The sequence below is a fragment of the Pseudonocardia sp. ICBG601 genome (assembly GCF_020496245.1).
Map to the genome: position 1 here is coordinate 417,341 of NZ_JAHLJA010000150.1, position 26,558 is coordinate 443,898.

Here is a 26,558-nt window from a genome sequence, read left to right on the forward strand (position 1 = left end):
CCTCGTTCTCGGATCCGGGCCAGGATGCCACGGGCCGGCGGGCGGGTGCGGGGCGTCGGAAAGGGGACTCAGTCCGGCCGCAGCCCGTCCAGCGCCTCCTCGGCCCGGGCCAGGTCCGCCTCGGCCCGCTCGGCCCGGCCCGCGGCGTCCCGGGCGGCGCGGCCGGCCTCGTCGCGGGCACGGTCGGCGTCCTCGGCGGCGGAGCGGGCGCGGTCCAGCTCGGCGGTCAGCTCGTCCACCCGGCGGTGCGCGTCGTCGCGACGCCCGTCGGCCCGGTCGGCGCGGTCGCGGGCGTCGTCGCGTTCCCGGCCGGCGTCGTGGGCGGCCAGCCGGGCGGTCTCGACGGCCTTTTCCGCCTCGGCGAGCGCCCACGCGTGCTGCTCGGTCTCGTGTCGCTCCCGCTCCTCGGCGGCGCGGCGCTCGGCCTCCCGCCGCCGGGCGTCGCGCCGGCGCCCGGCCAGCTCCCCGTCGCCGTCCCGTTCCTCGCCGCCCCCGTCCGGCTGCGGGGACCCGGCGCCACGCGGAGCGTCCGCGTCCGCCGTGGACCCCGCTGCCCCGGAATCCGCCTCCCCGAGCGGCCCGAAGCCGCTGTGCCGCTCGTAGCGCTCCAGCCGCCCCGACCGCACCCGGTCGGCCAGGTCCGGGTCGGCCAGCGCCGACTCCAGCACCCACCGCACGTCGCGCTCCACACCGGAGCCCACCCGGGCCCCCGCGGCGCGACCGAGGGCCGCGGCCCGTCGGGCCAGCGCCCCGACCAGCCGGTTGCGCTGCGCGGACACCTCCCGCAGGGCCGCGCCGTCGAGGGAGCGCTGGGCGTGGGCCAGCACCGGGGCCAGGGCCAGGAGCCCCTCGACCTCGTCGCGGGCGTCGTCGACCAGCAGGTTCGCCAGCCACGCGGCCCGGGTCGGCCGCCGGGCGGCGGCGATCTCCCGGGCCGCGTTCTTGTCCGCATCGGCGCGGGCACGGGCGGCGGCGTCGTCGCGTGCGGCGACGAAGTCCTCCGGCGGGACCCGGTACAGCCGGTCCAGCTCCGCATCCGTGTCCACGCCGGCGGGCCTCAGCTCAGGTTCGCGTGCGTCCCGACCAGGACGGCGCGGCCGACGGTGTGGCTGAACAGGTTGAAGGCCAGGAACGTGGGCGTCGCGGTGGCGGGCACGTCCAGCGTGGGCACGTCGACGGCGTGCACCACGAAGTAGTACCGGTGCGGGCCGTGCCCAGGCGGCGGCGCGGCGCCCAGGTAGCGGGTCAGGCTCGCGTCGTTGGGCAGCTGGACCGCGCCCTCGGGGAGGCCGGACCCGCTGTCGTCACCGGCGCCGGACGGCAGCGACGTCACCGAGGCCGGCACGTCGAACACCGCCCAGTGCCAGAACCCGGCGACGGTCGGTGCGTCCGGGTCGTAGCAGGTGACGGCGTAGGACTGCGTCCCCTCCGGCGCACCGGACCAGGACAGCTGCGGCGAGACGTCCTCGCCGCCCGCGCCGAAGATGCCGGACAGCTGGGGGGTGGCGAGCGCGGCGCCGTCGTTCACGTCGGTGCTGGTCAGGGTGAACGACGGGACCGGGGGCAGCTCGTCGTAGGGGTTGCGGGGCACGGGGCGGACCTCCTCGGATCGGTGGCGGTGGGTCTCGCCGTGATCCTGGCACGGCGCGTCGGCTGCCGTGGGACGGCGAGGAGGGCAGGGTGTCGGTCCGTGGAGATGCTGCTCGTGCTCGTCGGGCTGATGGTGGCCGCGGTCGTCCTGGTCGGGGTGGGGGACCGGCTGCGGCTGCCCTGGCCCGCGCTGATGGTGGTCCTCGGCGTGGTCGTCGCGCTGCTGCCCGGGCTGCCCGACGCGTTCGTCATCGACCCCGAGCTGATCCTGCCGCTGTTCCTGCCGCCGCTGCTGTTCGCCACGGCGCAGCGCACGTCGTGGGCGCTGTTCCGGGCGCGCAGGCGGACGATCGCGCTGCTCGCCGTCGGCCTGGTGCTGGTCACCGCCACCGCGGTCGCCGGGACGGTCTGGCTGCTCGTGCCGGGGCTCGCGCTCACCGCCGCCGTCGCGCTCGGGGCGATGGTCGCCCCACCGGACCCGGTCGCCGTCGAGGCCGTCGCCGGGCAGGTCCCGATCCCGCGCCGCGTGGTGGCGGTGCTGCAGAGCGAGGGGCTGTTCAACGACGCCACCGCGCTGGTCGTGTTCCAGGCCGCGGTGCTGGCGACCGTCTCCGGCGACGAGCTGAGCCCCCTCGGGCTGGGCCTGCGGTTCGTGCTCGGCGCCGCCGGCGCGGTCCTGATCGGACTGGGGGTGGCCTGGCTGGCGCGCCGGGTGCTCGGCAGGCTCACCGACGCCACCGGGCGCAGCGCGCTCACCCTGGTCCTCCCGTTCGCCACCTACCTGGCCGCCGACGAGCTCGGCGCCTCCGGGGTGATCGCCGTCGTCGTGCTCGCGCTGCAGCTGCGCGCCGGGGCCGACGCCGACGAGGCCGCCGAGCGGCTCACCCAGTCCTCGCTGTGGAACGTCGTCGAGCTGCTGGTCACCGGGCTCGCGTTCGGCCTGATCGGGCTCGACCTGCGCCAGGTCGTGCTCGCCGCGGGCGACGAGCTGCCGACGATGCTCGCGCACGCGGCGGTCGTGTGCGTGGTCGTCGTCGCGGTGCGGGTGCTGTGGATGGTCGTCGCCTGGCGGCTGCTGTCCCGCAGCGCCGACGACTCCGCCGCGGCCGGCGCCGCGCCGCTCACCGGACGCGAGGCGGTGCTGCTGTCCTGGTGCGGCATGCGCGGCCTCGCCACGCTCGCCCTCGCGCTGTCGCTGCCGCTGCAGACCGCGTCCGGGGCGCCCTTCCCCGCCCGCGACCAGCTCGTCCTCATCGCGGTGTCGGTGCTGTTCGTGACGCTGCTCGTGCCCGGATTCACCCTCGGCATGCTGGTCCGCGCCCTCGACATCGACGACGAGGCCGACGCCGAGGAGCGCGCCGAACGCGAGATCGTGCTGCGGGCGCGCCGCGCCGCCGTCGCCACCCTGGAGTTCGAACGCACGGTGCGGGGCCTGCCCGAGGAGGTCGGCACCGCGATGCGCGAGCGGGTCGAGCGGCTGGAGCGGGTGCTGTCGGGGGAGACGCCCTCGGAGGAGGAACGGTCCCGGATCGCGGCGGTGAAGAAGTCCCGGCGCGCGTTCGCCGAGGCCCAGGCCTCGGCGCTGGCCGCGGCCCGGACCGAGGTGCTCGCCGCCCGGCGCGAGCCCGGCGTCGACCCGCACGCCGTCGACCGGGTGCTGCGCCGCCTCGACCTGCGCACGGTGCTGCTCGACTGAGGACCGGAGCCGTCGGTCCGGTCGGGGCGCGGCCCGCCGCGTTACGGGTACGGCTGCGACCCGGTCGGTGATCTTCCCCGCAGCCGTGGCCGTGCCTCCACATGATGAACTGTGCAGGTGTGGGAACGACGGGCGGTGCGGTCCGCGACGGTGACCGCGGCACTCGCCGTGCTGCTGGCGGTCGCGCTGGTGGGCTCGCTCGCGTTCGGCGCCGAGGTCCTCCCCGTCGCGAAGGTCGTCGACGCGGTGCTGCACGACCGTCCCGGCCCGGTCTCGACGATCGTCTGGGACCTGCGGATGCCGCGCTCGCTGCTCGCCGCGATCGTCGGCGCGGGCCTCGCGCTCGCCGGCGCCGGGGTGCAGACCCTCGTGCGCAACCCACTCGCCGACCCCTACCTGCTCGGGGTGTCCTCCGGCGCGAGCGTCGGCGCCACGGCCGTCATCACCACCGGGGTGCTGGGTGCGCTCGGCACCTGGGCGCTGTTCACCGGCGCGCTCCTCGGGGCCCTCGCGGCCGGGGCGCTGGTCGGGGCGATCGCCGTCGCCCAGGGCGGGATCACCCCGATCCGGCTGATCCTCACCGGCACCGTGCTCGGCTCGGCGTTCTCGGCGACGGCGAGCTACCTGGTGTTCCGCTCCGGCGACCCGGCCGCCGCCCAGTCCGTGCTGTTCTGGCTGCTGGGGAGCCTGTCCGGGGCGCAGTGGGACCGGGTCGCGGTGCCCGCGGTGACCGTGGGGCTCCTGCTGGTGCTGCTCGTGGCGTTCAGCGGCTGGCTCGACGCGCTCACCGCGGGCCCCGACACCGCGGCCGCACTCGGCGTGCCGGTGACCGCCGCCCGGACCGCGCTGTTCACCGTGTGCGCGGTCGCGGTCGGCGTGCTCGTCGCGGTGTCCGGGGCGATCGGCTTCGTCGGCCTGGTCGTGCCGCACCTGGCGCGGCTGCTCGTCGGGTCCCGGCACCGGGTGCTGCTGCCGGTGACCGCGCTGGGCGGCGCGCTGTTCCTGCTCGTCGTCGACGTCGCCGCCCGGATCGCGGTGCGGCCCACCGAGATGCCGCTGAGCGTGGTCACCGGGCTGATCGGCGCCCCGGTGTTCCTGATCCTGATGGGACGCCGCCGCTACCGGACCGCCGGGAGCATGGCGTGAGCCTGCGTGTCGAGGGGCTCACCTGCGTGCTCGGCGGCCGCACCGTCCTGACCGGGGTCGACCTCGCCGTCGAGCCGGGGGAGGTGCTCGGCGTCGTCGGGCCCAACGGCAGCGGCAAGTCCACCCTGCTGCGCGCCCTCGCCGGGATCCGCAGGCCCGCCGCGGGGCGCGTGCTGCTCGACGGCACCCCGCTGACCGCGCTGCGGGCCCGGCAGCGGGCCCGGCGGATCGCGTTCGTCGGCCAGGAGGAGGACCTGCCACCCGACCTGTGCGCCGGGGAGGTCGTCGCGCTCGGCCTGGTCCCGCACCGGCCGCCGTGGGCGGGCGGCGACGCGGTCGAGCGGGCCGCGGTCACCGCGGCGCTGGCCGCGGTCGAGCTCGACGGTCTCGCCGACCGCCCGGTCGACCGGCTCTCCGGCGGTGAACGGCGCCGGGTGCTGCTCGCCCGCGGCCTCGCCCAGGACGCCGGTGTCCTGCTGCTCGACGAGCCCACCAACCACCTCGACGTCCGGCACGCACTGGGCCTGCTGGAGCTGGTCCGGTCACTGCGCCGGACCGTCGTGGTGAGCCTGCACGACCTCGACCTGGCCGACCGCTGGTGTGACCGCCTCGTCGTCCTGCACGACGGCCGGGCCCTCCCGGCCGTGTCCGACCTCGACCCCGACACCGTCTCACGGGTCTTCGGGGTCGCCGCCGCCCGTCTCACGCATCCGGTGACCGGGCGGTCCCGCCTCGTGTTCGACTCGCTCAGGGAGAGCTCGTGACCCGTCCGCTACGCCTGTCCGCCGTCCTCGCCGCGGGGGTGGTCGCCCTCGCCGCCTGCTCGGCGCCCGCCCCGGCACCCGCCGCCGCCGGTGACCCCGCCGGCACGGTCACCGTGCAGAACTGCGGTGCTCCCGCGCAGTTCCCGGCGCCCGCGCAGCGCATGTTCGTCAACGACGGCAACATGATCTCGATGGTCCTGGCGCTCGGCGCCCAGGACCGGGTCACCGCGGTGTCGAGCATGCAGCGCGACGCCGACACGCTGCGCCGCCACTACGGCGCCGCCGTCGACGGCCTGGCGCAGGCGGCGCCGGAGTACCCGACCCTGGAGACCGTCCTGGCTCGCGACCCCGACGTGATGGTCGCCGGCTGGAACTACGGCTACGGCGAGGAGAAGAACCTCACCCCGGCCCGGCTACGCGAGCAGGGCATCGCCCCGTACGTGCTGACCGAGTCCTGCCGCCAGGCCGACGGGCAGAGCGCCCGCGGCATCGTCGACCCCTGGACGGCGCTGCGCGACGACCTGCACAACCTCGGCACCATCACCGGGCACACCGCCGACGCCGACCGCGTCGTCGCCGACATCGACACCCGGCTCGACGCGCTGGGGAAGGCACCGAAGGCCGCGACCCCGCCGACGGTGTTCCTGTTCGACAGCGGCACCGACACGCCCTTCTCCAGCGGACGGTTCGGCGCCCCGCAGGCGATCATGGAGGCGGCCGGGGCGCGCAACGCGCTCTCCGACGTCGACGACACCTGGACCAAGGTCTCGTGGGAGCGGGTCGCGACGGCACAGCCCGCCGCGTTCCTGTTCGTCGACTACCCGCCGCAGACCTTCGCCGAGAAGGTCGCCGTCCTCAAGAGCCGTCCCGACACGCGCGACCTGCCCGCGGTGAAGGAGAACCGGTTCCTGAACCTGCCCTACGCCCTGTGGACCTCGGGCCCGCTCAACGTCGACGCGGCCGAGCAGGTCCGGGCGGCACTGGAGCGCTGGAACCTCGTGCCCGCCTCCGGCCTGACCCCGAAGTCCGACGACGTGCCCCGCAGCTGAGCGCGGAGGTCCCGGGGGCGCCGTACGGCGCCCCCGGGACCGGGCCGGCCGGTCAGGTGATCGTGATGCCGCCGTCGACGGCCCAGGTCTGGCCGGTGACGTAGCCACCGGCGTCGGAGGCGAGGAACAGCACGGCCGCCGTCAGCTCCTCCGGGTCGCCCTTGCGGCCCATCGGGATCCGCTCGGTCATCCGCTCCAGGTAGCCGTCCTGGTACTGGTCGGTCATCTCCGAGGCGAAGAACCCGGGCGCGACCGCGTTGACCCGGATGCCCCGGCGGCCGGTCCACTGCTGGGCCAGGTCCCGGGTGAGGCCGACGATGGCGGCCTTCGACGCCGAGTACGCCGCCTGCGGCAGCGACGCGGTGGTCAGGCCCAGCACCGAGGAGATGTTGACGATGCTGGACCCGGCGCCCATGTGCGCCGCGCAGGCCTGCGCCATCCAGTAGGAGCCGTTGAGGTTGACGTCGACGACCCCGGTGAACTGCTCCGGGCTCTCCTTCAGGGCGGGCACCGCGGTGCCGATCCCGGCGTTGTTGACCAGCACGTCGAGCCGGCCGAACTCGTCGACGGCGGCCTGGGCCAGCGCCCGGCAGTCCTCGGGCTTCGCCACGTCGGTGGCGACGGCGACCGCGCGCCGCCCCGCCGCCTCCACCAGTGCCACCGTCTCGGCCAGCCTGTCGACCCGTCGTGCACCCAGCACGAGGTCCGCGCCGGCCTCGGCGAGGCCCTTCGCGAAGGCCACACCGAGCCCGGACGACGCACCGGTGACGACGGCGACCCGGCCGTCCAGTCGGAACCGCTCCATCACAGTCACGCCGCGACCCTAACCCGGATCAGCCGCCGAGCTTCCCGGCGAGCTGCGGGACGAGCCGCTCCAGGGCGTAGGGGGCGGACAGCACGCTGTTGTAGGTCATACCCGCCCGCACGTCGGCGTCCGGGATGATCATGTCGCCGCGGGCGACGACCGGGACCTGCGCCAGGACCGGGTCGGTGTCGACCTGCCTCCGGGCCGGTCCCTCGTCGGCCAAGACGACCAGCGCGTCGCCGTCGAGCAGCCCCGCCTGCTCGGAGGAGAGCTCGACGTAGAAGCTCGTGCCGTCGTCGAGCGCCGCGATCCGCTCGGGGAGGGCGAACCCGAGCCCGGACATGAACTGGCCGCGCGCGTCGGCCGGGGTGAAGGCGCCGTACTTGCCGTCGTAGGGCAGCACGGCCGGGGCGACCGCGCCGCGGAACTCCGGATGTGCGGCGACGGCCTCGGCGAACGCGGCGTCCGCGGTCCGGACGAGCTCCTCGCCACGCGCCGGCTCACCGAGCGCCGCGGCGACGGTGCGGGTCTGGTCGCTGCGGGGCACGCCGTAGGCGATGGTGCCGGCCGGGCGGGCGACGACCGGGGCGATCGCGGAGAGCCGATCGTAGGTGGCCTGGTCGATGCCCGAGGTGACGGCGATGATCACGTCCGGCGCGAGCGCGGCGAGCCGCTCCAGGCTCGGGGTGGCGTCGGGCTCGGCCAGCACCTGGGGCGGGGTGCCGCGCACCAGGTCACGGCCCCACGGTCCGACCCCGTCGGTGTCCCGGAACGCGGGGTAGGACGTCGTGGCCACCGGCGTCACGCCGAGCGCGAGAACCGGGTCGATGTCGGTCACGCCGAGGGTGACGATCCGCTCCGGACGGGCCGGGATCTCGGTGGTGCCGTAGAGGTGGTCGATGCGGACCGGGAACGCGCCGTCGGAACCGGACGGCCCGGCGGCCGGGCCGGGGTCGGAGGCGCAGGCGGTGAGCAGGCCCGCGAGGGCCAGCAGGACGATCAGTCGACGGAGCACGCCGGGACGATAACCCAGCCTTGCCTTACCTGGAATGTCCGGATCGTCTCAGAACGCGCGTTCGCACCGGCGGCCGGCTGTCGCGCACCGGTGCGAACGCGCCGGGTCAGCCGCGCGGGCGGCGCTTGCGGGCCACGACGGCCCGGTAGAGCAGCGGGTCGCGGCTGGTCGCGAGCCGGTGCCGGTAGACGGTCGCGCCGAGCTCCTCGAGCTCGCCGGACGCCAGCAGCGAGGAGATGAGGCCGGCGAACCCGGAGGTGTCGCCGTCGGTCAGGAAGTCGTCCCGCAGGGTGATCGCGACGAAGCCGTCGACCGCGACCATGTCGAACGCGGCACGGAACGCCGCGGGCGGGATGTCGCCGAAACCCAGCGCGGCGACGCAGGTCAGGGCGTCGAAACCGCCCGCGGAGATGTTCTCGGTGGTCTCGTCGTCGAGGTCGGTGAGGTCCACGACGTGGTAGTCGTCGTAGACCCCCGGGCGGTCCCGTTCGGCGGCGTCGCGGGCCTCGGGGAGGATGTCGATCCCCACCACCTTGCCGACGCCGCGGGCACGCAGCTCCTCGGCGACGATGCCGTTGCCGGCGCCGACGTCGAGGACCCGCAGCCCGGACGGGTCGACGCCGACGGCGTCGAGCTGCTCGGCCAGCGCGCCGGCCACCACGGCCGGGGACTGGCACTGCAGGATGTCGTAGAACAGCTTCTCGTAGAGGCCCGGGATCTTGAAGAGCTCGTCGTAGTCGTGGAAGCGGTACTCGGTCCACCCGTGTCCGAGGTCCAGGACGCAGTACTCCGCGTCCTGCTCGAACGAGGTCGTGGGTTCCGGCAGAGCAAGCCGGTAGGTCGGTTCGGAACGCTCGACGGCCATGAAAATCCTTCCTGGTCGGGAACGGACACCTCGACGCTAGTGCACCCGACGCCTCCGATCGGGGGTGAGCGACGTCGCACGGGCCGCGATGTGACTCGGCGGTAGGTGGTGACACGATCGGCTGCGGGAGACACCCGGAGATCACCGTCGATCAGCGAGGAGAGACATGACCCAGCAGCAGAGGACCGCCGTCGTGACCGGTGGGGCCCGCGGCATCGGGGCCGCCACCGCGATCCGGCTCGCCGCCGACGGGCACAAGGTCGCGGTGCTGGACCTGGAGGAGTCGGCCGCGAAGGCCACCGTCGAGGCCATCGAGTCCGCCGGCGGGACCGCGGCCGCGTTCGGTGCGAACGTCGCCGACGAGCAGGCCGTCGCCGCGGCCGTCGACGCGGTCACCGAGCGCCTCGGCGCACCGACCGTGCTGATCAACAACGCCGGCATCACCAAGGACAACCTGCTGTTCAAGATGACCGTCGACGACTGGGACGCCGTCATGGGCGTGCACCTGCGCGGTGCGTTCCTGATGACCCGCGCGGTGCAGAAGCACATGGTCGACGCCGCCTGGGGCCGGGTCGTGAACCTCTCCTCGACCTCGGCGCTGGGCAACCGCGGCCAGGCGAACTACTCCGCGGCGAAGGCCGGCATGCAGGGCTTCACCAAGACCCTCGCGATCGAGCTCGGCAAGTTCGGCGTCACCGCGAACTGCATCGCCCCCGGATTCATCGCCTCGGAGATGACCAAGGCGACCGCCGAGCGCATCGGCGTGGACTGGGAGGAGTTCAAGGCCGCCCGGGCCAAGGAGATCCCGGTGCAGCGCCCCGGCTCGCCCGAGGACATCGCCCAGACCGTGTCGTTCTTCGTCGACGAGCGCTCGTCGTTCGTCAGCGGCCAGGTCATCTACGTGGCCGGCGGCCCGAAGGCCTGACCCACCCACGACGGACGGGCCGGCTCCGCTGCTGCGGTGCCGGCCCGTCCGTCGTCGCGGGAGGGTGTCAGGAACTGCTGTTCATCGGCACGATCGCCCAGCCGGGGATGTCGTCCTGGCCGGAGACCGGCACCGCGTTCGCGGAGAAGTTGACGAGCAGCACCGACCCGTCCGTCGCGCGGAAACCACCCAGCGACGAGCCGTCGGTCGCCCGGCCCAGCTCGACGGTGCCCTCACGGAGCCGGGGCACCAGCCAGCGCCACGCCTCGGTCAGCGGGGTCGGCTGGCCGCCGTTCTCGTCGGTCGCGGGGGTCCACAGCGAGGAGTACTCGAGCGAGTTGCTGCCCTCGGGTCCCCACAGCAGCGAGCCCTGGGTGCCCGAGCGGGCCATCGCCTGCAGGGCGGCGATCGTCGAGACCGCGCTGGCGGGGGAGGCGAAACCGGCCTGGGCGTCGGCGGGGACGTTGGCGTAGAACTCGGCCCACCAGATCGGCAGCCTGGTCCGCTCCTGGATCCAGCGGTCGATCACCGAGAACTTCTCGGCGCCGACGTCGACCGGGGAGATCGCGTCCTGCTGGCCGCGGTTGGTGGTGGAGCCGTCGACGACGATGAAGTCCGCCCCGACGTTGTTCTTCAGCCAGTAGTCCAGGACGTCCAGCGGCCGCTGGTCGAGCGCGCCCCAGGGGCCGCGGATGTCCGAGGCGTCGCCCGAGTCGACCGGGACGCTGCTCATCACCACGTACGGGCCGCCGACCTGCACGTCGGGCCGGACCGACTTCACCGCGCGGTACACGTCGTTGTACATCGTGGTGTAGCCCTCGTAGTCCCAGCGGTTCTCGGCCTGGTTGTAGAAGCCCTTGAGCTCGTTCCACACCAGGACGCGGTCGACCTGCGGGTAGCGCTGCACGGCCTCCTTGGCCAGGTTGGCGAAGTCGGCGAAGTGCTCGGGCAGCGGCGCCTTCTCGAGCCGGTCCCAGCGGGTGTCGCCGCTGTCGCGCGGCGCGCCCTTCATCCAGTCCGGGGAGCAGCACAGGGTCAGCATCGCCTTGCCGCCGGTCTCCTCGGTGAGCTGCATCCGGCGGTCCAGCGAGCCCCACTCGAACTCGCCGGGCCGGGGCTCGGGGTTCAGCGTGCCGAAGCCCATGAGGTGGTGGTTCTGGTACTCCTGCCCGAGGCTCGACAGGATGTCGACGCCGCGCTGGCGGGCCTGCGCGGGCTCGGTGTCGTCGAGGCTGTCCTGGGTGTGGGTCACCCCGATCTCCATCGGGCCCGGCTGCTTGTCCCAGCGCCAGCCGTTCAGGTCGACGGCCTTCGCGGAGGCCTCCAGCGCCGACGACGGCACGGTGTCACCGGTGGTGCCGCCACCGCCGGTCCCCGAGGTGCAGGCGGCGAGGGCCAGGACCCCCGCGAGCAGCAGGGCCAGGGCCGGGGTCCGGCGCAGGCCGGGCCGGAACCGGGGGGCCCGCGACGGGGACCTCGGTCCTGACGTCGTCGGGGAGGGACGGCGTGACGCTCGCACGGGGTGGTGACCTCACGTTCTGACCGGACGCGGCGCCGGGCGGATGCCGTGGCGCGCGCGGGCTCGTACTGACTCCTGCACTCCTGCGCGGGACGGTGTCCCGGCGAGGTGCTCCCAGCGTGTCAGGGGCCTCCTGTGACCCGACTGAGAGAACCTCGCGAACGCCCGGAGCCGGCCGGGGCCCGCTCTCAGACGTTCGGAGCAGAGTAGGGCCGCGGTTCGCGAGGACCGCACGCAGCCCCGCTGCGCAGGTGAACCCTCTTGTCGCGCAGCGTGTACACCCGGTCGGCCCGCGGCAGCACCGCCGGGTCGTGGGTGATGACCAGCACGGCCCGGCCCGCCGCGGCGGCGAGCAGGTCGTCGAGGACGGCGTCACGGGTGTCCGGGTCGAGGTGCGCGGTGGGCTCGTCGAGCACCAGCACCGCGGGGTCGACGAGCAGCGCGCGGGCCAGCGCGAGCCGTCGGCGCATCCCGCCCGAGAGCCGGGCGCCGTGCGCGCCGACCTCGTCGTCGAGGGCCAGGCCGGCGAGCCCGACCCGGCGCAGGACGTCGCCGAGGTCGGTGTCGTCGGCGTCGGGGGCGGCCAGGCGCAGGTTCTCCCGGACCGTGGAGTCGAACACGTGCGGGTCGGCCGGCACCCCGGAGACCACCGCACGGACCTCGTCGGGCGGGCGCAGGGCCAGGTCGTGCCCGTCGAGCCGGACCGTCCCCGCGCGCGGGTCGAGGAACCGGAACAGCACCGCGGCCAGCGTCGACTTGCCCGACCCGCTGGCACCGACCAGCGCCACGACCTCCCCGCGGCCGACGTCGAGGTCCACCCCGTGCAGGACGGTGCGGCCGCGCCCGTCCGGTCCCGGCCCGGGCCAGGCGGCGGTGAGCCCGCGGACCCGCAGGTCACCGCGGCGCGGCAGCGGCTCCGGCCCCGGGTCGCGGTGTACGACGGCGGGTGCGGCGTCGAGCACCGGCACCAGCCGGGCCAGCCCGGCGCGGACCGCGGCGAGCCGGGCCGCGGCGGCCGGCAGCGGCGCGACGATCTCGAACGCGGCCAGCGCGGTCAGCACCAGCACGGCCAGCGGGACCGCACCCAGCGCACCGGCGTCGACGGCGGCGACGCCCAGCAGCAGCGTCCCGGCCAGGGTGAGCCCGGCGACCAGGGCACCGGACCCGGCGCCGAGGCCGAGCAGCGCGGCGTCGCGGCGGGCGGTGCGGGTCAGCTCGGCGTCGGCGCGGGCGACCGCGTCGACCGCGTGACCGGTCGCGCCGTGGGCCAGCAGCTCCGGGCCGCCGTCGAGCAGGTCGACCAGGGCGGTCGCGAGCCTGTCCCGTGCGACGCCGGCGCGCTCGGCGGGCCGCCGCGACAGCGCCGCGGCCAGCGCGGGCACCGCGACCCCGGCGAGCAGCAGCCCGGCGGCGAGCAGCGCCCCGCCGGGGACGTACAGCGCGGTGGCGAGCAGCACCGCCCCGGACCCGGCGACCGCGGCCGCGACGACCGGCAGCACCCCGCGCACCACCAGGTCCTGCACCGAGTCGGTGTCGCCGACCAGCCGGGCGACCAGCTCGCCGGACCGGAACCGGCGCACCGGCTCGGTGGCGGCGAGCCGGGCGTAGACGCGGCCGCGCATGTCCGACAGCGCGCGCAGCGCGGCGTCGTGCCCGACCAGCCGCTCGGCGTAGCGGGCCACCCCGCGTCCGACGCCGAGGGCACGGGTCAGCACGACGGCGACCGACAGCGCCGTCACCGACGGGTGCTGGGCGGCGGTGGCGAGCAGCCAGGCGGCCAGCGACAGCAGCCCGGCGCCGCAGGCGGTAGCGAGGGCGCCGAGCAGCGCGCCGCCGACGACGCCGCGCAGCCGGGGCGCCAGCACGCTGCGGGCGAGGGACCAGGGGCTCATCGCGGGCCACCGGCGGGTGCGGTCGCGACCGGGGTGATCGTGGCCGGGTCGATCGTGACGGTGCGGTCGGTGTGCTCGGCCCAGCCCGCGTCGTGCGCGACGACGACCGCGGTGCGCCCGCGCAGCAGCTCGGCGGCCGCGGTGCGGACCGCGTCGGCGGAGTCGGGGTCGAGGTGCGCGGTCGGCTCGTCGAGCAGGACCAGCGGGGCGTCGCGCAGGAACGCCCTGGCCAGCGCGACCCGCTGGCGCTCGCCCGACGACAGCTGCGCGCCGCCCTCGCCGAGCACGGTGTCCCAGCCGTGCGGCAGCCGGGCGACGACGGCGTCGAGCCCGGCGCGGCGTGCGGCCGCGCGCACGGCGTCGTCGGTGACGCCCGCGTGGTCGTGTCCGGCGCCGAGCCGGACGTTGGCGGCGACGGTGTCGGCGAACAGGTGCGGCTGCTGCGGCACCCAGGCCACCCCGCGGCGCCAGGCGTCGAGGTCCAGGTCCGCGAGGTCGGCGCCCGTGCCGTCGCGCCCGTGCACGGTGACGGTGCCGCCGGTCGGGGCGACCATGCCGAGCAGCACGCCGAGCAGGGTGGACTTGCCGGCCCCGGACGGGCCCCGTAGCAGCACCGTCTCCCCGGGGGCGAGGCCCAGCGACAGCCCGGCGACGGCGTCGGCGTCCGCGCCGGGGTAGCGCACCCGCAGCCCGTCGACGGTCAGGCCGCGCCCGGCCGGGTCGGCCGTCGGCACCGGCGCGGTCCCGCCGGTCGCCCCGCCGGCCGGGCGGTCCAGCTCGGCGAACACCTGCCGGGCCGCGGCGACGCCCTCCATGCTGGCGTGGAACCGGGCACCGACCTCGCGCAGCGGCAGGTAGGCCTCCGGGGCCAGGACCAGCACGAACAGCGCGGTGGCGTAGTCGAGGTTCCCGTAGAGCAGCCGCAGCCCGACCTCGACCGCGACCAGGGCGACGGCGAGCGTCGCGAGGACCTCCAGCACGAACGCGGACAGGAACGCGACCCGCAGGGTGCCGGTCATGGCGTGTCGGTGCTCGTCGGTGGTCTCCCGGACCTTGCCCGCGACGACCTGCGCGCGGCGGAACAGCGCGAGCGTCGGCAGCCCCTGTACGACGTCGAGGAAGTGCCCGCCCAGACGCGACAGCAGCCGCCACTGGCGGTCGGTGCGGGCCCGGGTGTGCATCCCGACCAGGGCCATGAACAGCGGGATCAGCGGCAGCGTGACCGCGATGACGACCGCGGAGATCCAGTCGGCGCTGCCGACGACGACCAGCACTGCGACCGGGACCAGCACCGCGAGCACCAGCTGGGGCAGGTAGCGGGCGAAGTAGTCGTCGAGGGCGTCGAGGCCGCGGGTGGCCAGGGTGACGATCTCGCCGGAGGACCGCTGCGGGTCCGGTGCGGCGAGCACGAGCCGGCGCACGAGCTGCATCCGCAGCTGGGACTTGGCGCGGGCGGCGCTGCGCAGCGCCGCGGACTCCGCGCCGTAGGACAGCAGCGCCCGCGCCACCGCGACGACGGCGACGCCCCCCACCAGCCAGGCCAGGGTGTCGAGCCCGGCGCCCGGCCCGGTGCGCGCGCCGTCGAGGGTGAACGAGGGCGTCGCCCCGGCCACCACCCGCGACACCAGCCAGGCCTGGGCCAGGATCAGCCCGGTCGCGGCGACCCCGCAGACCGCGGCGACAACCAGGTGCACCCGGACCGCGCTCGCCGTGCGCAGCAGCCGGGGGTCGACCGGCGGGCCGCCCGCGGGCGGCGCCCCGGCGGTGGTGGACGGGGTGGACACGGTCGTCATCGTGGGGCCGCTACCGCGGTGTCACCAGGGCCGGAGGTCCCGGCCGGGGCGACCCGCGCCCCGCCGAGACGGCGGCGGAACACCCAGTAGCTCCAGGACTGGTAGCCGAGCACGAGCGGCAGGAACACGGCCGCGATCCAGGACATGACGCCGAGCGTGTACGGCGCGGACGCCGCGTTCGCGACGGTCAGGGAATGCGCGGGGTCGGTCGTCGAGGGCAGCAGCGTCGGGTACAGCTGCCCGAACAGCACGACCGACAGCCCACCGATCGCGAGCGCGGTGGCGGTGAACGCCCACCCCTCGCGGCCGGCCAGCAGCGCCACCCCGGCGGCGGCGATGCCCGCGCCGGAGACCCAGGCGACCGTGGTGGTCCAGGACGGCTCGCGCAGCGCGAGCGTCGCGGCCAGGAACGCGACGGTCACCAGCAGCACCGGGACCACCGCGCGCAGCGCGAACCGCCGCGCCCGGTAGCGCACCGGCCCGTCGGTCTTCAGTGCCAGGAACACCGCGCCGTGCAGCAGGAACAGCGCCGTGGTGACGACGCCGCCGAGCAGGGCGTAGCCGTTCAGCAGGTCCCCGAGCGACGCGGTGACCACGGTGTTCTGCCCGCTGCCCGGGGCGCTGAGCACGGTGGGCAGGCCACGGACCAGGTTCGCGAGGACCATGCCCCACACGAACGCCGGCACCAGCGACCCGAGCCCGATCATCAGGTCCCAGCGGGCCTTCCACGGCGCGTCGGAGCGCTTGTGCCGGTACTCCAGCCCGACCCCGCGCACGATCAGGCCCAGCAGGACCAGGAGCACCGGCAGGTAGAGGCCCGACAGCATCGCGGCGTACCAGGCGGGGAACGCGGCGAACATCGCGCCGACGGCGGCGATCAACCACACCTCGTTGCCGTCCCACACCGGGCCGATCGCGCCGAGGGCGGCCTCGCGGTCGGACTCGTCGTCGCGGCCCAGGACGCGGACCAGCATCCCGACGCCGAAGTCGAACCCCTCGAGCACCAGGTAGCCGGTCCACAGCACGGCCACGGCCAGGAACCAGATCGTGGGCAGGTCCATCGTCGTCCCTCCCGGGGGTCAGTAGCTGAAGGCCGCGGGGCGGCGCTCGTCGTCGGAGCTGTGCGCGCCGCCGGGGTCGGGGTCGGTCGCGGGGGCGGCGGGCCCGGCCGCGACGTAGCGGAAGAGCAGCCGCACCTCGACGACGGCGAGCACCCCGTAGAGCGCGGTGAACGCGGCCAGGGAGAACGCGACCTCGCCCAGGCTCACGCCGGGGGAGACGCTCTGCGCGGTGAGCAGCTCACCGTGCACCGTCCAGGGCTGGCGGCCCATCTCGGTCAGCACCCAGCCGGCGATGTTCCCGGCCAGCGCCGCGGGCAGCGCGGCGACCACACCCCGGTAGGCCCACCGCTGGAGCCGCCCGGCCGGAGCCGGTGCGCCGTCGCGGGTGAACCCGGGCAGCCGGCCGCCGCGGGTCAGCCAGAGCCCGGCCGTCGCGACCGCGACCCCGGCCAGGCCGAGACCCATCATCAGCCGGAACGCCCAGTAGAGGACGGCGATGTTGGGCCGGTAGTCCCCGGGCCCGTAGAGCGCCTCGTACTGCGCCTGCACGTTCTCGATGCCCTGCACCGGGCCCCACGGGCTGCCGGTGGCCAGGAAGCTCAGGACGCCGGGGATCTGCACGTTGATGTGGTTGCGGCTGCCCTGGACGTCGCCGACGGCGAACAGCGAGAACCCGGCCGACTCCTCGGTCTGCCACAGCGCCTCGGCCGCGGCGAGCTTCATCGGCTCGTAGGTGGCGGCGAGCTTGGCCTGGTGGTCACCGGAGGCGATGACCAGCACCCCCGCGACGAGGGTGACGAGGAACCCGGTGCGCAGGGTCTTCCGGAACAGCGCGTGCTCGCTCGGGTGCGGCGCCGCGTCGCCGGGACGGCTCCAGCGTTCGCGCATCAGCTTCCAGGAGCTCACCGCGGCGACGAACAGCCCGGCGATCAGGAACGCCGCGGCGACGACGTGGGTGTAGGTCGACCAGGCCTGCGGGTTGGTCAGCACGGCGCCGATGTCGGTGAGGCGGGCCCGGCCGGTGGCGCGGTCGACCTCGTAGCCGACCGGGTTCCGCATCCACGCGTTCGCCGCCAGGATGAAGTACGCCGACAGGTTGGACCCGATCGCGGCGGCCCAGATGCAGGCCAGGTGCACGCCCTTCCGCAGCCGGTCCCACCCGAAGATCCACAGCCCGATGAAGGTGGACTCCAGGAAGAACGCGATCAGCGCCTCCATCGCCAGCGGTGCGCCGAACACGTCGCCGACGAAGGTGGAGTAGGCGCTCCAGTTCATCCCGAACTGGAACTCCTGCACGATCCCGGTGACCACGCCCATCGCGAAGTTGATCAGGAACAGCTTCCCGAAGAACTTCGTGGCGCGCAGGTACTCCTCCCGGCCCGTGCGGAACCAGGCGGTCTGCAGCGACGCTACGATCACCGACAGGCCGATGGTCAGCGGCACGAACAGGAAGTGGTAGATCGTGGTGATCCCGAACTGCCAGCGGGCCAGGTCGAGCGCGTCCATCCGGACCTCCCGAGCGAAGTTCTACGTCCAGTAGTAGTTCTACCGGAAGTAGAAGATCGGTGGGGAACCGGGCCCGGTGGCCCTGGACACGCGGGTCGCGGCGGGGGTGCTCAGCCGCCGGTGCGCGGGTCGAAGGCGCCGTGGCGGCGCAGCATGTCGAGCACCTGCGGCAGGTCGGCGAAGGCCCGTTCGACGTCGGCCGGGGCGGCGACGCGGTGTGCGTTCGCCTCGACGTAGGCGCGGACCGCGGCGTCGAACCGCTGCGCGCCGACGGCGTCGCGGCCCGCGAACAGGGCGGCGGCACCCTGGTCGTAGACGCCGTCGACGAGGTCGGTGAACCCGCCGCGCGAGTCCCAGAACGACATGGGGGCGCCGATCGGGCCCGCGACGTCGCCGGGCCCGAAGCTGCCGATCCGATACAGGTCGCGCTGGCCGGCGACCAGGGCCTGGGCCCAGGTCGTGAACGCCTCGTCCAGCCACGGGTCGCGGGCCTGGTCGTTGCCGACCAGCGCGTAGAACCAGGAGTGGGCGATCTCGTGCGCGGCCAGCGACGGGCGGGTGGCGTCGTCGACGTCGCCGAACTGCAGGTGGGTCGGGAACTCGACGCCGTCGCTCTGGGTGGGCACGACCGTCAGCCACAGGTCCGGGTACGGGTAGGGCCCCAGCAGCCGTTCCAGGGCGGGCAGGAAGCGGGCGACCTCGCCCTGCCAGTCCTGCGCGGAACCGCGGAGCTCCCCGCCGCGCCGGGCGCCCGCGCGGCCCGCGGTGGGCAGCGCGACGTGCACCCGGGTGGCGCCGACCGTGGATTCGGTGACCTCGTAGGCGCCGACGGCGACCGCGACGTCGCGGACCGCGTCGGCGGTGAAGGTGCGGGTGAGCCGCCCGCCGCCGGCGTCGCGGGTGCCGGTGGCCGTCCCGACCCCGACGACCTGCTGGTCCGCCGCCGCGGTGACGGCGAGCGAGGCGAGCCGGTAGTCCTCGGCGACGACGGTCTCGCCGGACATCCGCACCGCCGGGGTGCGGACCCAGCCGCGGCCGCGGACCCAGTCCAGCACCGGCAGCGGGCTGCCGAGCCAGGCGGTGCCCGCCGACGGGGAGTGCCCGATCCGTTCGGTGGAGTCCTCGCCGAGGGTCAGGGTGAACCCGAGCTGCGCGGTGACGGTGGTGCCCGCGTCGACGCAGGACGGCAGCGGCAGCTCGACGAGCGTGCCGGGCGCGCCGTCCGGGGCGCCCGCCTGCTCGGTGCGCGGGGTGACCGGGGTGCCGTCGACGCTCGCGTCGGTGACCCGGGACGAGCCGCCGTCGGCGACGACGGTCGGCCGGTTGGTCCAGAGCCGGAAGACCAGCTCGCAGATCCGGGCGTCGGGGGTGAAACGGACGGTCTGGCGGCCGGTGGCCGAGGACAGGTCCGGCGCGAGGTCCAGCGACGCGTCGACGACCGGGCGCTGCGGCCACGGCGCGGCCCGCTCGACCTGCGGCACGCCGGCCGCGCAGCCCCCCAGCACGGCCAGGACGACGGCGACGCCGACGAGGGCCCGGCGCCGCCGGGTCAGGTCGATCATGACGGCGAGGCTATCCGCGGTGCCCGTGGGCGGCGACCGGCGTGCGGCGCCGCCCGGCTACGCCACCCGATCGCGGACCCGGCCGCGCAGCCGGTCGCGGACGGCGTGTGCGGGCGCCGACACGGCGGTCTCCAGGGGTCCGCGCCCGACCGCGCGCCGCCACGCCAGCCCGATCCCGACCGCGACGGCGATCTGCCACAGGTAGCCCTCCCAGGGGCCCAGGTCGTCGAGCGGGGAGTTCATGAACAGGATCGAGCCGACGTAGAGGGTCAGCGTCATCGACCCGGCGGCGGCGAGCGGGCGCAGCAGGTGCCCCAGCAGCGGGCCGGCGCCGCGGACGGTGACCGAGGCCAGGAGCAGGACCGCGCCGAGCACGGCGAGCGCGGACCCGGTGGTCTGGACGACGTCGAGCGGCGTGCCCGAGTGCGGCGCGACGGTCGCCAGCCACCACCACGTCGAGGTGGGGGTGACGCCGTCGGGGTAGCCGGTGACGACGTCGGCGATCGTCGGCGCGCTGTCGAGGATCTCCGGCGGGCTCACCGCGGCGATCGCGGCGTACCCGCCGCCCGGGCCGAGCAGCCACATCGACAGCCCGGTGGCCGCCGTCGCCGCGACGACGCCGCCGCCCAGCAGCGCCGCCGCCGTGCGCCGGTCCGAGAGCCGCAGGCGTCCGACGACGATCCCGACCGCCATGTAGGCGAGCCAGACCACCGCCGGGTAGGCGCCGGTCAGGGTCAGCTCCGACAGCAGCGCGCCGGGGTCGGTGACGAGGTCGAGCACCGAGGGGTTGCCGAGGTCGGGCACCGGCAGGAACGGGCGCACCAGGTGCGAGAGGACCGGCACCCCGAGACACAGCAGTACCGCGAGCGGCGCGAGGACCCGGGTCGGGAGCGCGACCAGCGGTATCGCGAGCAGGAACGCGATCGCGTAGTAGGGGAGGATGAGCGCCGCGATCGACGGGTCGGTCCAGCTCAGGGCCAGTGCCAGCACCATGAGGACACCGGCGCGGGTGGCGAGCATCGCCGCCGCGGCGCGCAGGTCCGGGCCGGTGCGGACCCGGGCGCGGCCGGTCATGAACGCGAACGAGACCCCGGCGAGGACGGCGAACAGCGCCGCGGAGCGGCCGCCGAACACGAGGTATATGGGCGTGGGGGTGCCGTCGTCGGTGGCCTCGACGAGGGCGTGCACGGCGATGATGCCGAGCAGCGCGACCCCGCGGGTGGCGTCGACGCCGAGCAGGCGCGAGCCGCGCTCACGGGGTGGCGCGGGCTCCGGCGCGGCCGGGGGAGCCGCGGGCGGGGCGGGCGCGGCCCGGGTGGTGGCCGGGAGCACGGTGGTGGTCTCGGTGGTGTCCGGTGGTGCGGCCGCGGCGCGCAGGGTCCGCGCGGGTACCGACGGGCCCTGCGGAGGACCCGGGCTGCGGGGGGCCGGGACGGCGACGGTCCTCCCGGGCGCGGCACCGGGCGGACCGGACGGCCGGCGCGGCCGGCTCGCGGTCCGGGTGGCGGCGGCGTCCGGGTGTCCCTCCGGGGCCCGGTGGGTGCCGGTGCCGCTGCGCCGGGGCGCGTCCGTCCGGAGTGCCGCGCTCGACGGGGCCGCGTTCGACGGGGCCGTGTTCGACGGGGCTGCGGTGTGCCGCTCCGCCGACGAGGCCGCGGTGTGCGGCGAGGCGGTGTGCGGCCGCGGTGGGGTGGTCGACGGCGCGCCCGGTGCGGGGACGAGGGCGGGCACCGGCGGGCGGGGCGGCGCGGGGCGGTCGGCGCCGCGGCGGTGGCTGCCGGGCGGCTGCGGTCGGGTCATGTCAGAACCTCGTCGATCAGCTGGTGCCCGAGGTCGCGGGCGTCGGCCGGATGCAGCCCGGCGTCGGCGAACCAGTCGGGTCCGGCCTCGGGATGCGGGCCGACGACGCCGATCCGGCCGTGCCCGAACGGGGTCACGGCGGCGGCGACGAGCCCGTCGGGGTAGCGGGCGAGGACGGTGCCGGAGTCGAGCAGGAAGTGCGGGCCGTCCTGGAAGAACAGGGTGCGGTCGCGGCCGCGCCAGTCGAGTCGGACCAGGGCGTCGCCGTCGTGGCCGACGGTGGCGCCGGGGGAGTCGATCCAGCGGTCGGTGTCGCCGGGCAGCAGGCCGAACCCGGGGGTGGCCCCGGCCAGGTAGCCGCCCAGGCAGAACCCGAGGTAGCGGCCGCCGTCGCCGACCCAGTCGCGCAGCGGGCCGGCCGCGGGCCGCATCGTGCGCCACGCCGCGGACAGGGTGCCGCCGCCGGGCTGGGCGTAGAGCGTGGCGCGGGCGAGGGTGTCCGCGGTGAGCGGGAGCCGTTCGCGCGGGCCGGTGTAGTGCACGTCGAACCCGTGCCGCGACGACCCCAGCAGCGCCGCCACCGACTCCGCGCACCCCGTCGGCTGCGACGCCGGTCCGCGGTAGACCAGCGCCACCGGGCGGTCGCCACCGGAGGGGGCCGGGTCGCGGCGGCCGAGCAGCCGCCCGAACAGGCTCACCGCGGGCCCGGCCCGGAGCGGACGGGGTGGTGGTCGCGCTGCTGCGGCACCGGAGGCGGGGCCGTCCCGGGTTCCGGCCGGGGCGGCACGGCCGGGAGGGCCCGTGCGGTGCGTTCCGCGGAACGCGCCGCGGGAGCCGGGCCGGGTGCGGCGGGACCCGCTCCGGTGGTCGGTCCGCGTTCCGCGGAACGCGCTGCGGGCACCTGGCCGCGTGCGACGGGACCTGCCCCGGTGGTCGGTCCGCGTTCCGCGGAACGCGCCGGGCGGCCCGGCCCGCCGTCGCCCGCACCGACGACCGCGCCCACGCGGTCGCCGTGGCCCGCGGCGGCGTGGCGGTGCCGCGCACGGGGCGTGCCGCCCGGCCGGGCGGGGGCACGGCGGCCGTGCCCGGCGCCGGCGGGCCCGGTCGCGGGGGCACCGGCCGAGCCGGCGGCACCCGCGCGGTGCCGGCCGGTGCTCCCGCGGCGCGGGACCTGGCGCCCGGCCAGGACCGAGCGCATCAGCAGCGTGCGGCCCGGGTCGTCGGCCCCCTGCACCCGGGTGAGGACCATCGTGCGCTCCGGGTCGACGGCCGCGACCCGCACGGTCCCGGCCACGGTCTCCGGTGCCGCGGCAGGCGGCACGGCAGGCGGCACGGCGGGCAGCACGGCCGGTGCCGCGTCGGCCGGAGCCGCGTCGGGCACCGCGCGGGCGGTGATGCCCCGGTAGCGGGAGCCGGGCGGCAGGTGCTCGCCCTTCATCACCAGCGACAGCGGGTCGAGCCGCGCCCCGGCGCCGACGACGGCGTCGTAGAGCACGATCGCCCGGTCCCCGACCGAGGCGCCGTCCGCGACCGACACCGTCGACATCTTCATGACCCGGTCCTCGAACAGGTGGGTCTGCAGCGACACGTCCCGCCCGACGACGGCGTCGTCCCCGATCTCCACCAGGTCGTACTCGGTGAGGTAGGTCGTCGACACGCAGGTCCGGCGCCCGATCCGGGCGCCGAGCAGCCGCAGCATCGGCGGCAGCAACGGGGTCCCGGACAGCATGCTCAGCAGCCCGGGGACCGCGGAGGCCTCGTAGAGCCCGGTGACGAACTCCGAGCGGCGCACGAACCGGCTCCACAGCGGCTCGGTCCGCGGCCGGTAGGTGCCCACGACCAGCCACTTCACCGCCGCGACCAGCAGGACCAGCGCGAGCGCCGAGGCGAGCGCCAGCACCGGTGCCGCCAGCACGACCTGCCACGCCGCGCCGGTGCGGGCCACGTCGGACAGCCCCTGCAGGAACAGGTAGATCGACACCGAGATCGCCGAGGCGGGCAGCGTGGCCCGCAGGAACTCGATGCCGAGCCGCTCGGCGACGCGGCGCCGGGACGGCGCGAACGTCAGCGACTCCGGGTGGTCCCCGGAGTCCTGGCGCACCGGCAGGTGCATCGCCGGGGACCCCAGCCAGGTGGTGTCGCGCGGCACGCCCGACGCCGGGGGCACCGTCGCGACGCCGATCAGCGACTCGTCGCCGAGCGTCGACCCGGCCGGGACGACGGCGGCGTTCCCGACGAACGCGCGCCGCCCCACCAGCGTCGGACGACGGACCATCCAGCCGTTGTGGAAGGTCGCGCTGCCCACGCTCGCCATGTCCGCGACGAAGCTGCCCTGGGAGATCGTCAGCATCTCCGGGTCGATGTGCGAGGCGGTGGACACCTCCGCGCCGCGCCCGATCCGGGCGCCGAGCAGCCGCAGCCAGCCCACCGTGTAGAGCGTCGAGTACAGCGAGTTGGTGTAGGTCAGGCTCATCTCGAGGAGCTTGTCGCCGAACCACTTGCGCAGCCCCAGCGCGGAGCGCGCCGGGAAGACCCCGGGCCCGGTGCGGGGCGCGACCGCCCACCGGCCGACGGCCACCAGCACGCACACCGTCACCACGAACACCGGCCCGACCAGGGCGGCGACGAGCAGGGCGGGGCCGTCGCCGAACAGCAGCAGCGACGACCACACCAGCAGCACCGCCGGGACCAGCGCCAGCAGCGACACCAGCTCCAGCGCGACGATCCCGGCCAGCGCGGCCGCCCGCTGCGGCCGCGTCCAGGACGGCGCCGGGCCGCGTTCGGTCAGCTCGGCGACCGCGGCGTCGGCGGCGTCGGGCACCGCGGGGGACCCGGCCCAGTGCTCGGCGGGCGGCACCACCTGGTCGGCGGCGAGCGCGGACTGCTCCCCGACGACGGCGTCCGCGCCGACCACCGCACCCGGTTCGACGACCGCGCTGGCGCCGACGTGGGCGCCCTCGCCGACCGCGATCGGGGCGACGGTCACCCAGCCGTCGGCCAGCGTCCAGGGCCGCAGCGCGGCGCCGTAGCCGACGGTGGCGCCGTCGCCGATCCGCAGCAGCGCGGGCATCGACAGCACCGAGGTGCCCAGGTGCACGTCGCGGCCCACGGTGGCGCCCAGCATCCGCAGGTAGGCCGGGGCGAGCGGGCCGCCGGACAGCACCGGCAGCGGCGACATCGACAGCAGCAGGTCCGCGGCCCACAGGCGCAGGTGCACCCGTCCCCACATGGGGTACCGGCCGGGTGCGACCCGGGCGGTGAGCGCGCGCACCGCGAGCGGGGCGAGCAGCCAGCGCTGCAGCAGGAAGATCGCGGTGGCGCCGAGGGCGAGCTGGGCCAGCACGTCCGGGGCGACCCGGCCGCCGTGCCAGGCGTACACCCCGGCCGCGGGCAGGGTCATGACCAGCATCAGCACGAACAGCGCGGCGCCCTGCGCGGTCCCGGCGGCGGAGTAGCGGCGCCGGGAGTGGCGCAGCGGCTCCGGGCGCGGGGGCGGGGGCACGGAGCCGTCGCCGCCGTCGCCCGCCGCGTCGGGGTCCAGCGCCGCGGCCAGGCCGCGGACCGTCGGGTGCTCGTACAGGTCGCGCACCGCGGGGGAACGGCCGACGCCGCGCTCGCGCAGCAGGGTCACCAGCCGGGCGGCGAGCAGCGAGTGCCCGCCGAGCTCGTCGAAGAAGTCGGCGGTGACCGAGACTTGGCCGGCGTCGAGCGCCAGCACCTCGGCGAGCACCGCCCGGACCCCGGTCTCCAGCTCCGTCGACGGCTCGACGTGCGGGCCGTGGGCCACCACGATCCGCGGCCCGGACGGGGCAGGCAGCTTCGGCCGGTCGACCTTGCCGCTGGGCATCATCGGCAGCGCGTCGAGCACCTCGACGTAGCCGGGCACCATGTACTCGGGCAGCCGGGTCCGCAGCAGCTCGTACAGCGCCGCCCGGTCCACCGGCCCGCCCGGTCCGGCAGCCGGGACGACGTAGACGGTCAGCTCCTCACCGGTGCCGTCGTCGGTCTTCGCGACCGCGGCCACGGCGCTCTCCACGTCGGCGTGCTCCAGCGCGACGGTCTCGATCTCGCCCAGGTCGACGCGGTGCCCGCGGATCTTGACCTCGTCGTCGGCGCGGCCCAGGTAGACGATCTCGCCGTGCTCGTCGAACCGGGCGAGGTCACCGGTGCGGTAGAGCCGCCCGTCGCCGTTCGCAGGCGCCGCGGGGTGGCGGACGAACCGGTCCGCGGTCTTCTCCGGCAGGTTGACGTAGCCGATGCCGACCCCGGGGCCACCGATGCAGAGCTCGCCGACCTCACCGCGGGGGACCTCGCGCAGGGTGTCGTCGAGGATCACCGCGGAGTAGGTCGGCACCGGACGCCCGATCGTGACCGGCTTCCCCGGGTGCAGCTCGCCCCAGGTGCAGGTCACGGTGGTCTCGGTGGGGCCGTAGGTGTTGAGCATCCGCCGCCCGGGGCGCGCCCAGCGCTCCACCAGGCCGGCCGGGCAGGCCTCGCCGCCGACGAGCAGGGTGCGCAGCGCGGGCAGCTCCCGCGGGATCGTCGCCAGCAGGGTCGGCACGCAGCACAGCACGGTGACGCCGGTGTCGGCGAGGAAGTCGCCCAGCTCCGCGCCGATCCGGCGCGAGTCCGTCGGCCCGACCACCAGCGTCGCCCCGGCCGCGAAGGTCGGCCAGATCTCCTCGATCGAGAAGTCGAAGGAGATCGTCATGCCCTGGTAGACGCGGTCGTGCGGGCGGACGTCGTAGACGCGGGTGATGACGTGCACGAAGTTGCAGATGCTCGGGTGGGCGATCGCGACGCCCTTGGGCCGCCCGCTGGATCCCGAGGTGTAGATGATGTAGGCCAGCGGCGCCGGGTCCGGGTCGACCGCGACCGGGGCGAGCGGGTGACGGGGCAGCGCGGCGACGGCGTCGACGCAGGTGTCGAGCAGCACCAGGCCGGGCGTGGGCAGCTCGCCCGCCAGGTCCGAGGTGGTGACCAGCAGGTCCAGCCCGGCGTCGTCGCGGATGTAGTCGACCCGGTCCGCCGGGGCCGCCGGGTCGATCGGGACGAACGCGGCGCCGGTCTTGCCGATCGCCAGCAGCACCGCGTAGGTCCGCCAGGTCCGGTGCAGCAGGATCCCGACGCGACGGCCCGGGCCCGCGCCGAGCCCGGCCAGGTGGCGGGCGAGCTGGTTCGCGCGCGCGTCCAGCTCGGCGTAGGTCAGCTCCAGGCCGCCGTCCTGCAGCGCGACCGCCCGCGGGGTCCGGGCGACCGTGGCCTCGAAGAACCGGTGCAGGCGGTCCGGGTGCCGCGCGGGCGCACCGGCCGGGGCCGGGCGCGCCACGGCGACCCCCGCGCGGGGCGGGGACATCGTCACGTGCCGTCATCTCCCTACACGGCGACGGAACGCTTCCTCCGGTCGAAGCTGGGGAGCACCCTGTGGGTTCAGGGGTACGGACCGGTGAGGCCGCCGTGGTCCCCCGTGACATCGCCACGGGGGCGGGGGCCTGTTACGGCGAGCGAGTAAGCGACAGGTACTCACTTTTACGGAGTGTGGCCGCTCACAGGCCGCGCTGCCCCAGCCG

19 protein-coding genes are annotated in these 26,558 nt (G+C 75.9%); 5 read left to right on the forward strand and 14 right to left on the reverse strand.

Annotation, left to right across the window (positions count from 1 at the left end; translation table 11 throughout):
* Positions 1–68: 68 nt before the first annotated feature.
* Entirely contained in the window at positions 69–1,046 is a 978-nt protein-coding gene (locus KPL57_RS47630; RefSeq protein ID WP_226357056.1) for a hypothetical protein, read from the reverse strand.
* Between the two features lie 11 nt (positions 1,047–1,057).
* Positions 1,058–1,591 (reverse strand): YbhB/YbcL family Raf kinase inhibitor-like protein, encoded by a 534-nt coding sequence (locus KPL57_RS47635; protein WP_226357057.1) that lies wholly within the window; start codon positions 1,589–1,591, stop codon positions 1,058–1,060.
* A gap of 105 nt (positions 1,592–1,696) precedes the next feature.
* On the opposite strand from KPL57_RS47635, the gene KPL57_RS47640 reads away from it, so the two are divergent.
* The 4 genes from KPL57_RS47640 (at position 1,697) to KPL57_RS47655 (ending at position 6,245) form a co-directional block, all read left to right on the forward strand.
* Entirely contained in the window at positions 1,697–3,286 is a 1,590-nt protein-coding gene (locus tag KPL57_RS47640; RefSeq protein WP_226357491.1) for a Na+/H+ antiporter, read from the forward strand.
* A gap of 135 nt (positions 3,287–3,421) precedes the next feature.
* On the forward strand, positions 3,422–4,432 hold the full coding sequence (locus KPL57_RS47645) for an iron ABC transporter permease (RefSeq protein WP_226357058.1): 1,011 nt from the start codon (positions 3,422–3,424) through the stop codon (positions 4,430–4,432).
* Complete coding sequence (locus KPL57_RS47650; RefSeq protein WP_226357059.1) at positions 4,429–5,196, forward strand: ABC transporter ATP-binding protein; 768 nt, start codon at positions 4,429–4,431, stop codon at positions 5,194–5,196. The genes KPL57_RS47645 and KPL57_RS47650 overlap by 4 nt, the downstream gene beginning before the upstream one ends.
* Positions 5,193–6,245, forward strand: coding sequence for an ABC transporter substrate-binding protein (locus KPL57_RS47655; RefSeq protein WP_226357060.1), 1,053 nt, complete (start codon positions 5,193–5,195; stop codon positions 6,243–6,245). Before KPL57_RS47650 ends, KPL57_RS47655 begins: the two co-directional genes overlap by 4 nt.
* Positions 6,246–6,297: 52 nt before the next feature.
* On the opposite strand, the gene KPL57_RS47660 is transcribed toward KPL57_RS47655, so the two are convergent.
* The 3 genes from KPL57_RS47660 to KPL57_RS47670 form a co-directional block, all read right to left on the reverse strand.
* Positions 6,298–7,059: an SDR family NAD(P)-dependent oxidoreductase gene (locus tag KPL57_RS47660; protein ID WP_226357061.1), complete on the reverse strand. Its 762-nt coding sequence runs from the start codon at positions 7,057–7,059 to the stop codon at positions 6,298–6,300.
* Between the two features lie 19 nt (positions 7,060–7,078).
* Positions 7,079–7,888: an ABC transporter substrate-binding protein gene (locus tag KPL57_RS47665; protein ID WP_374203880.1), complete on the reverse strand. Its 810-nt coding sequence runs from the start codon at positions 7,886–7,888 to the stop codon at positions 7,079–7,081.
* A gap of 283 nt (positions 7,889–8,171) precedes the next feature.
* Positions 8,172–8,930 (reverse strand): class I SAM-dependent methyltransferase, encoded by a 759-nt coding sequence (locus KPL57_RS47670; protein ID WP_226357063.1) that lies wholly within the window; start codon positions 8,928–8,930, stop codon positions 8,172–8,174.
* A 166-nt stretch (positions 8,931–9,096) separates the two neighbouring features.
* On the opposite strand from KPL57_RS47670, the gene fabG reads away from it, so the two are divergent.
* Positions 9,097–9,855: a 3-oxoacyl-ACP reductase FabG gene (gene fabG / locus KPL57_RS47675; RefSeq protein WP_226357064.1), complete on the forward strand. Its 759-nt coding sequence runs from the start codon at positions 9,097–9,099 to the stop codon at positions 9,853–9,855.
* A gap of 67 nt (positions 9,856–9,922) precedes the next feature.
* Here fabG and KPL57_RS47680 read toward each other — a convergent pair whose 3' ends face one another.
* The 9 genes from KPL57_RS47680 to KPL57_RS47720 form a co-directional block, all read right to left on the reverse strand.
* The gene (locus KPL57_RS47680) at positions 9,923–11,374 is read right to left on the reverse strand and encodes a hypothetical protein (RefSeq protein ID WP_226357065.1); all 1,452 of its coding nucleotides are present in this window, start codon (positions 11,372–11,374) and stop codon (positions 9,923–9,925) included.
* Positions 11,375–11,562: 188 nt separating this feature from the next.
* The gene (gene cydC, locus KPL57_RS47685; protein WP_226357066.1) at positions 11,563–13,266 is read right to left on the reverse strand and encodes a thiol reductant ABC exporter subunit CydC; all 1,704 of its coding nucleotides are present in this window, start codon (positions 13,264–13,266) and stop codon (positions 11,563–11,565) included.
* Positions 13,263–15,059 (reverse strand): thiol reductant ABC exporter subunit CydD, encoded by a 1,797-nt coding sequence (cydD, locus tag KPL57_RS47690; RefSeq protein WP_226357067.1) that lies wholly within the window; start codon positions 15,057–15,059, stop codon positions 13,263–13,265. Before cydD ends, cydC begins: the two co-directional genes overlap by 4 nt.
* A complete protein-coding gene (cydB, locus tag KPL57_RS47695) occupies positions 15,056–16,120 on the reverse strand; it encodes a cytochrome d ubiquinol oxidase subunit II (protein ID WP_226357068.1) in 1,065 nt (354 codons plus the stop codon). The genes cydD and cydB overlap by 4 nt, the downstream gene beginning before the upstream one ends.
* Before the next feature lie 18 nt (positions 16,121–16,138).
* Positions 16,139–17,626, reverse strand: a complete 1,488-nt coding sequence (locus KPL57_RS47700; protein ID WP_226357069.1) for a cytochrome ubiquinol oxidase subunit I — start codon at positions 17,624–17,626, stop codon at positions 16,139–16,141.
* 110 nt (positions 17,627–17,736) lie between these two features.
* Complete coding sequence (locus KPL57_RS47705; protein WP_226357070.1) at positions 17,737–19,188, reverse strand: M1 family aminopeptidase; 1,452 nt, start codon at positions 19,186–19,188, stop codon at positions 17,737–17,739.
* A gap of 57 nt (positions 19,189–19,245) precedes the next feature.
* Positions 19,246–20,988 carry a heparan-alpha-glucosaminide N-acetyltransferase domain-containing protein gene (locus KPL57_RS47710; protein ID WP_226357071.1) on the reverse strand — a complete coding sequence of 581 codons (1,743 nt, stop codon included), beginning with the start codon at positions 20,986–20,988 and terminating at the stop codon, positions 19,246–19,248.
* A complete protein-coding gene (locus tag KPL57_RS47715) occupies positions 20,985–21,686 on the reverse strand; it encodes a BPL-N domain-containing protein (RefSeq protein ID WP_226357072.1) in 702 nt (233 codons plus the stop codon). Before KPL57_RS47715 ends, KPL57_RS47710 begins: the two co-directional genes overlap by 4 nt.
* On the reverse strand, positions 21,683–26,344 hold the full coding sequence (locus KPL57_RS47720) for a Pls/PosA family non-ribosomal peptide synthetase (protein WP_226357492.1): 4,662 nt from the start codon (positions 26,342–26,344) through the stop codon (positions 21,683–21,685). Before KPL57_RS47720 ends, KPL57_RS47715 begins: the two co-directional genes overlap by 4 nt.
* Positions 26,345–26,558: the final 214 nt, after the last annotated feature.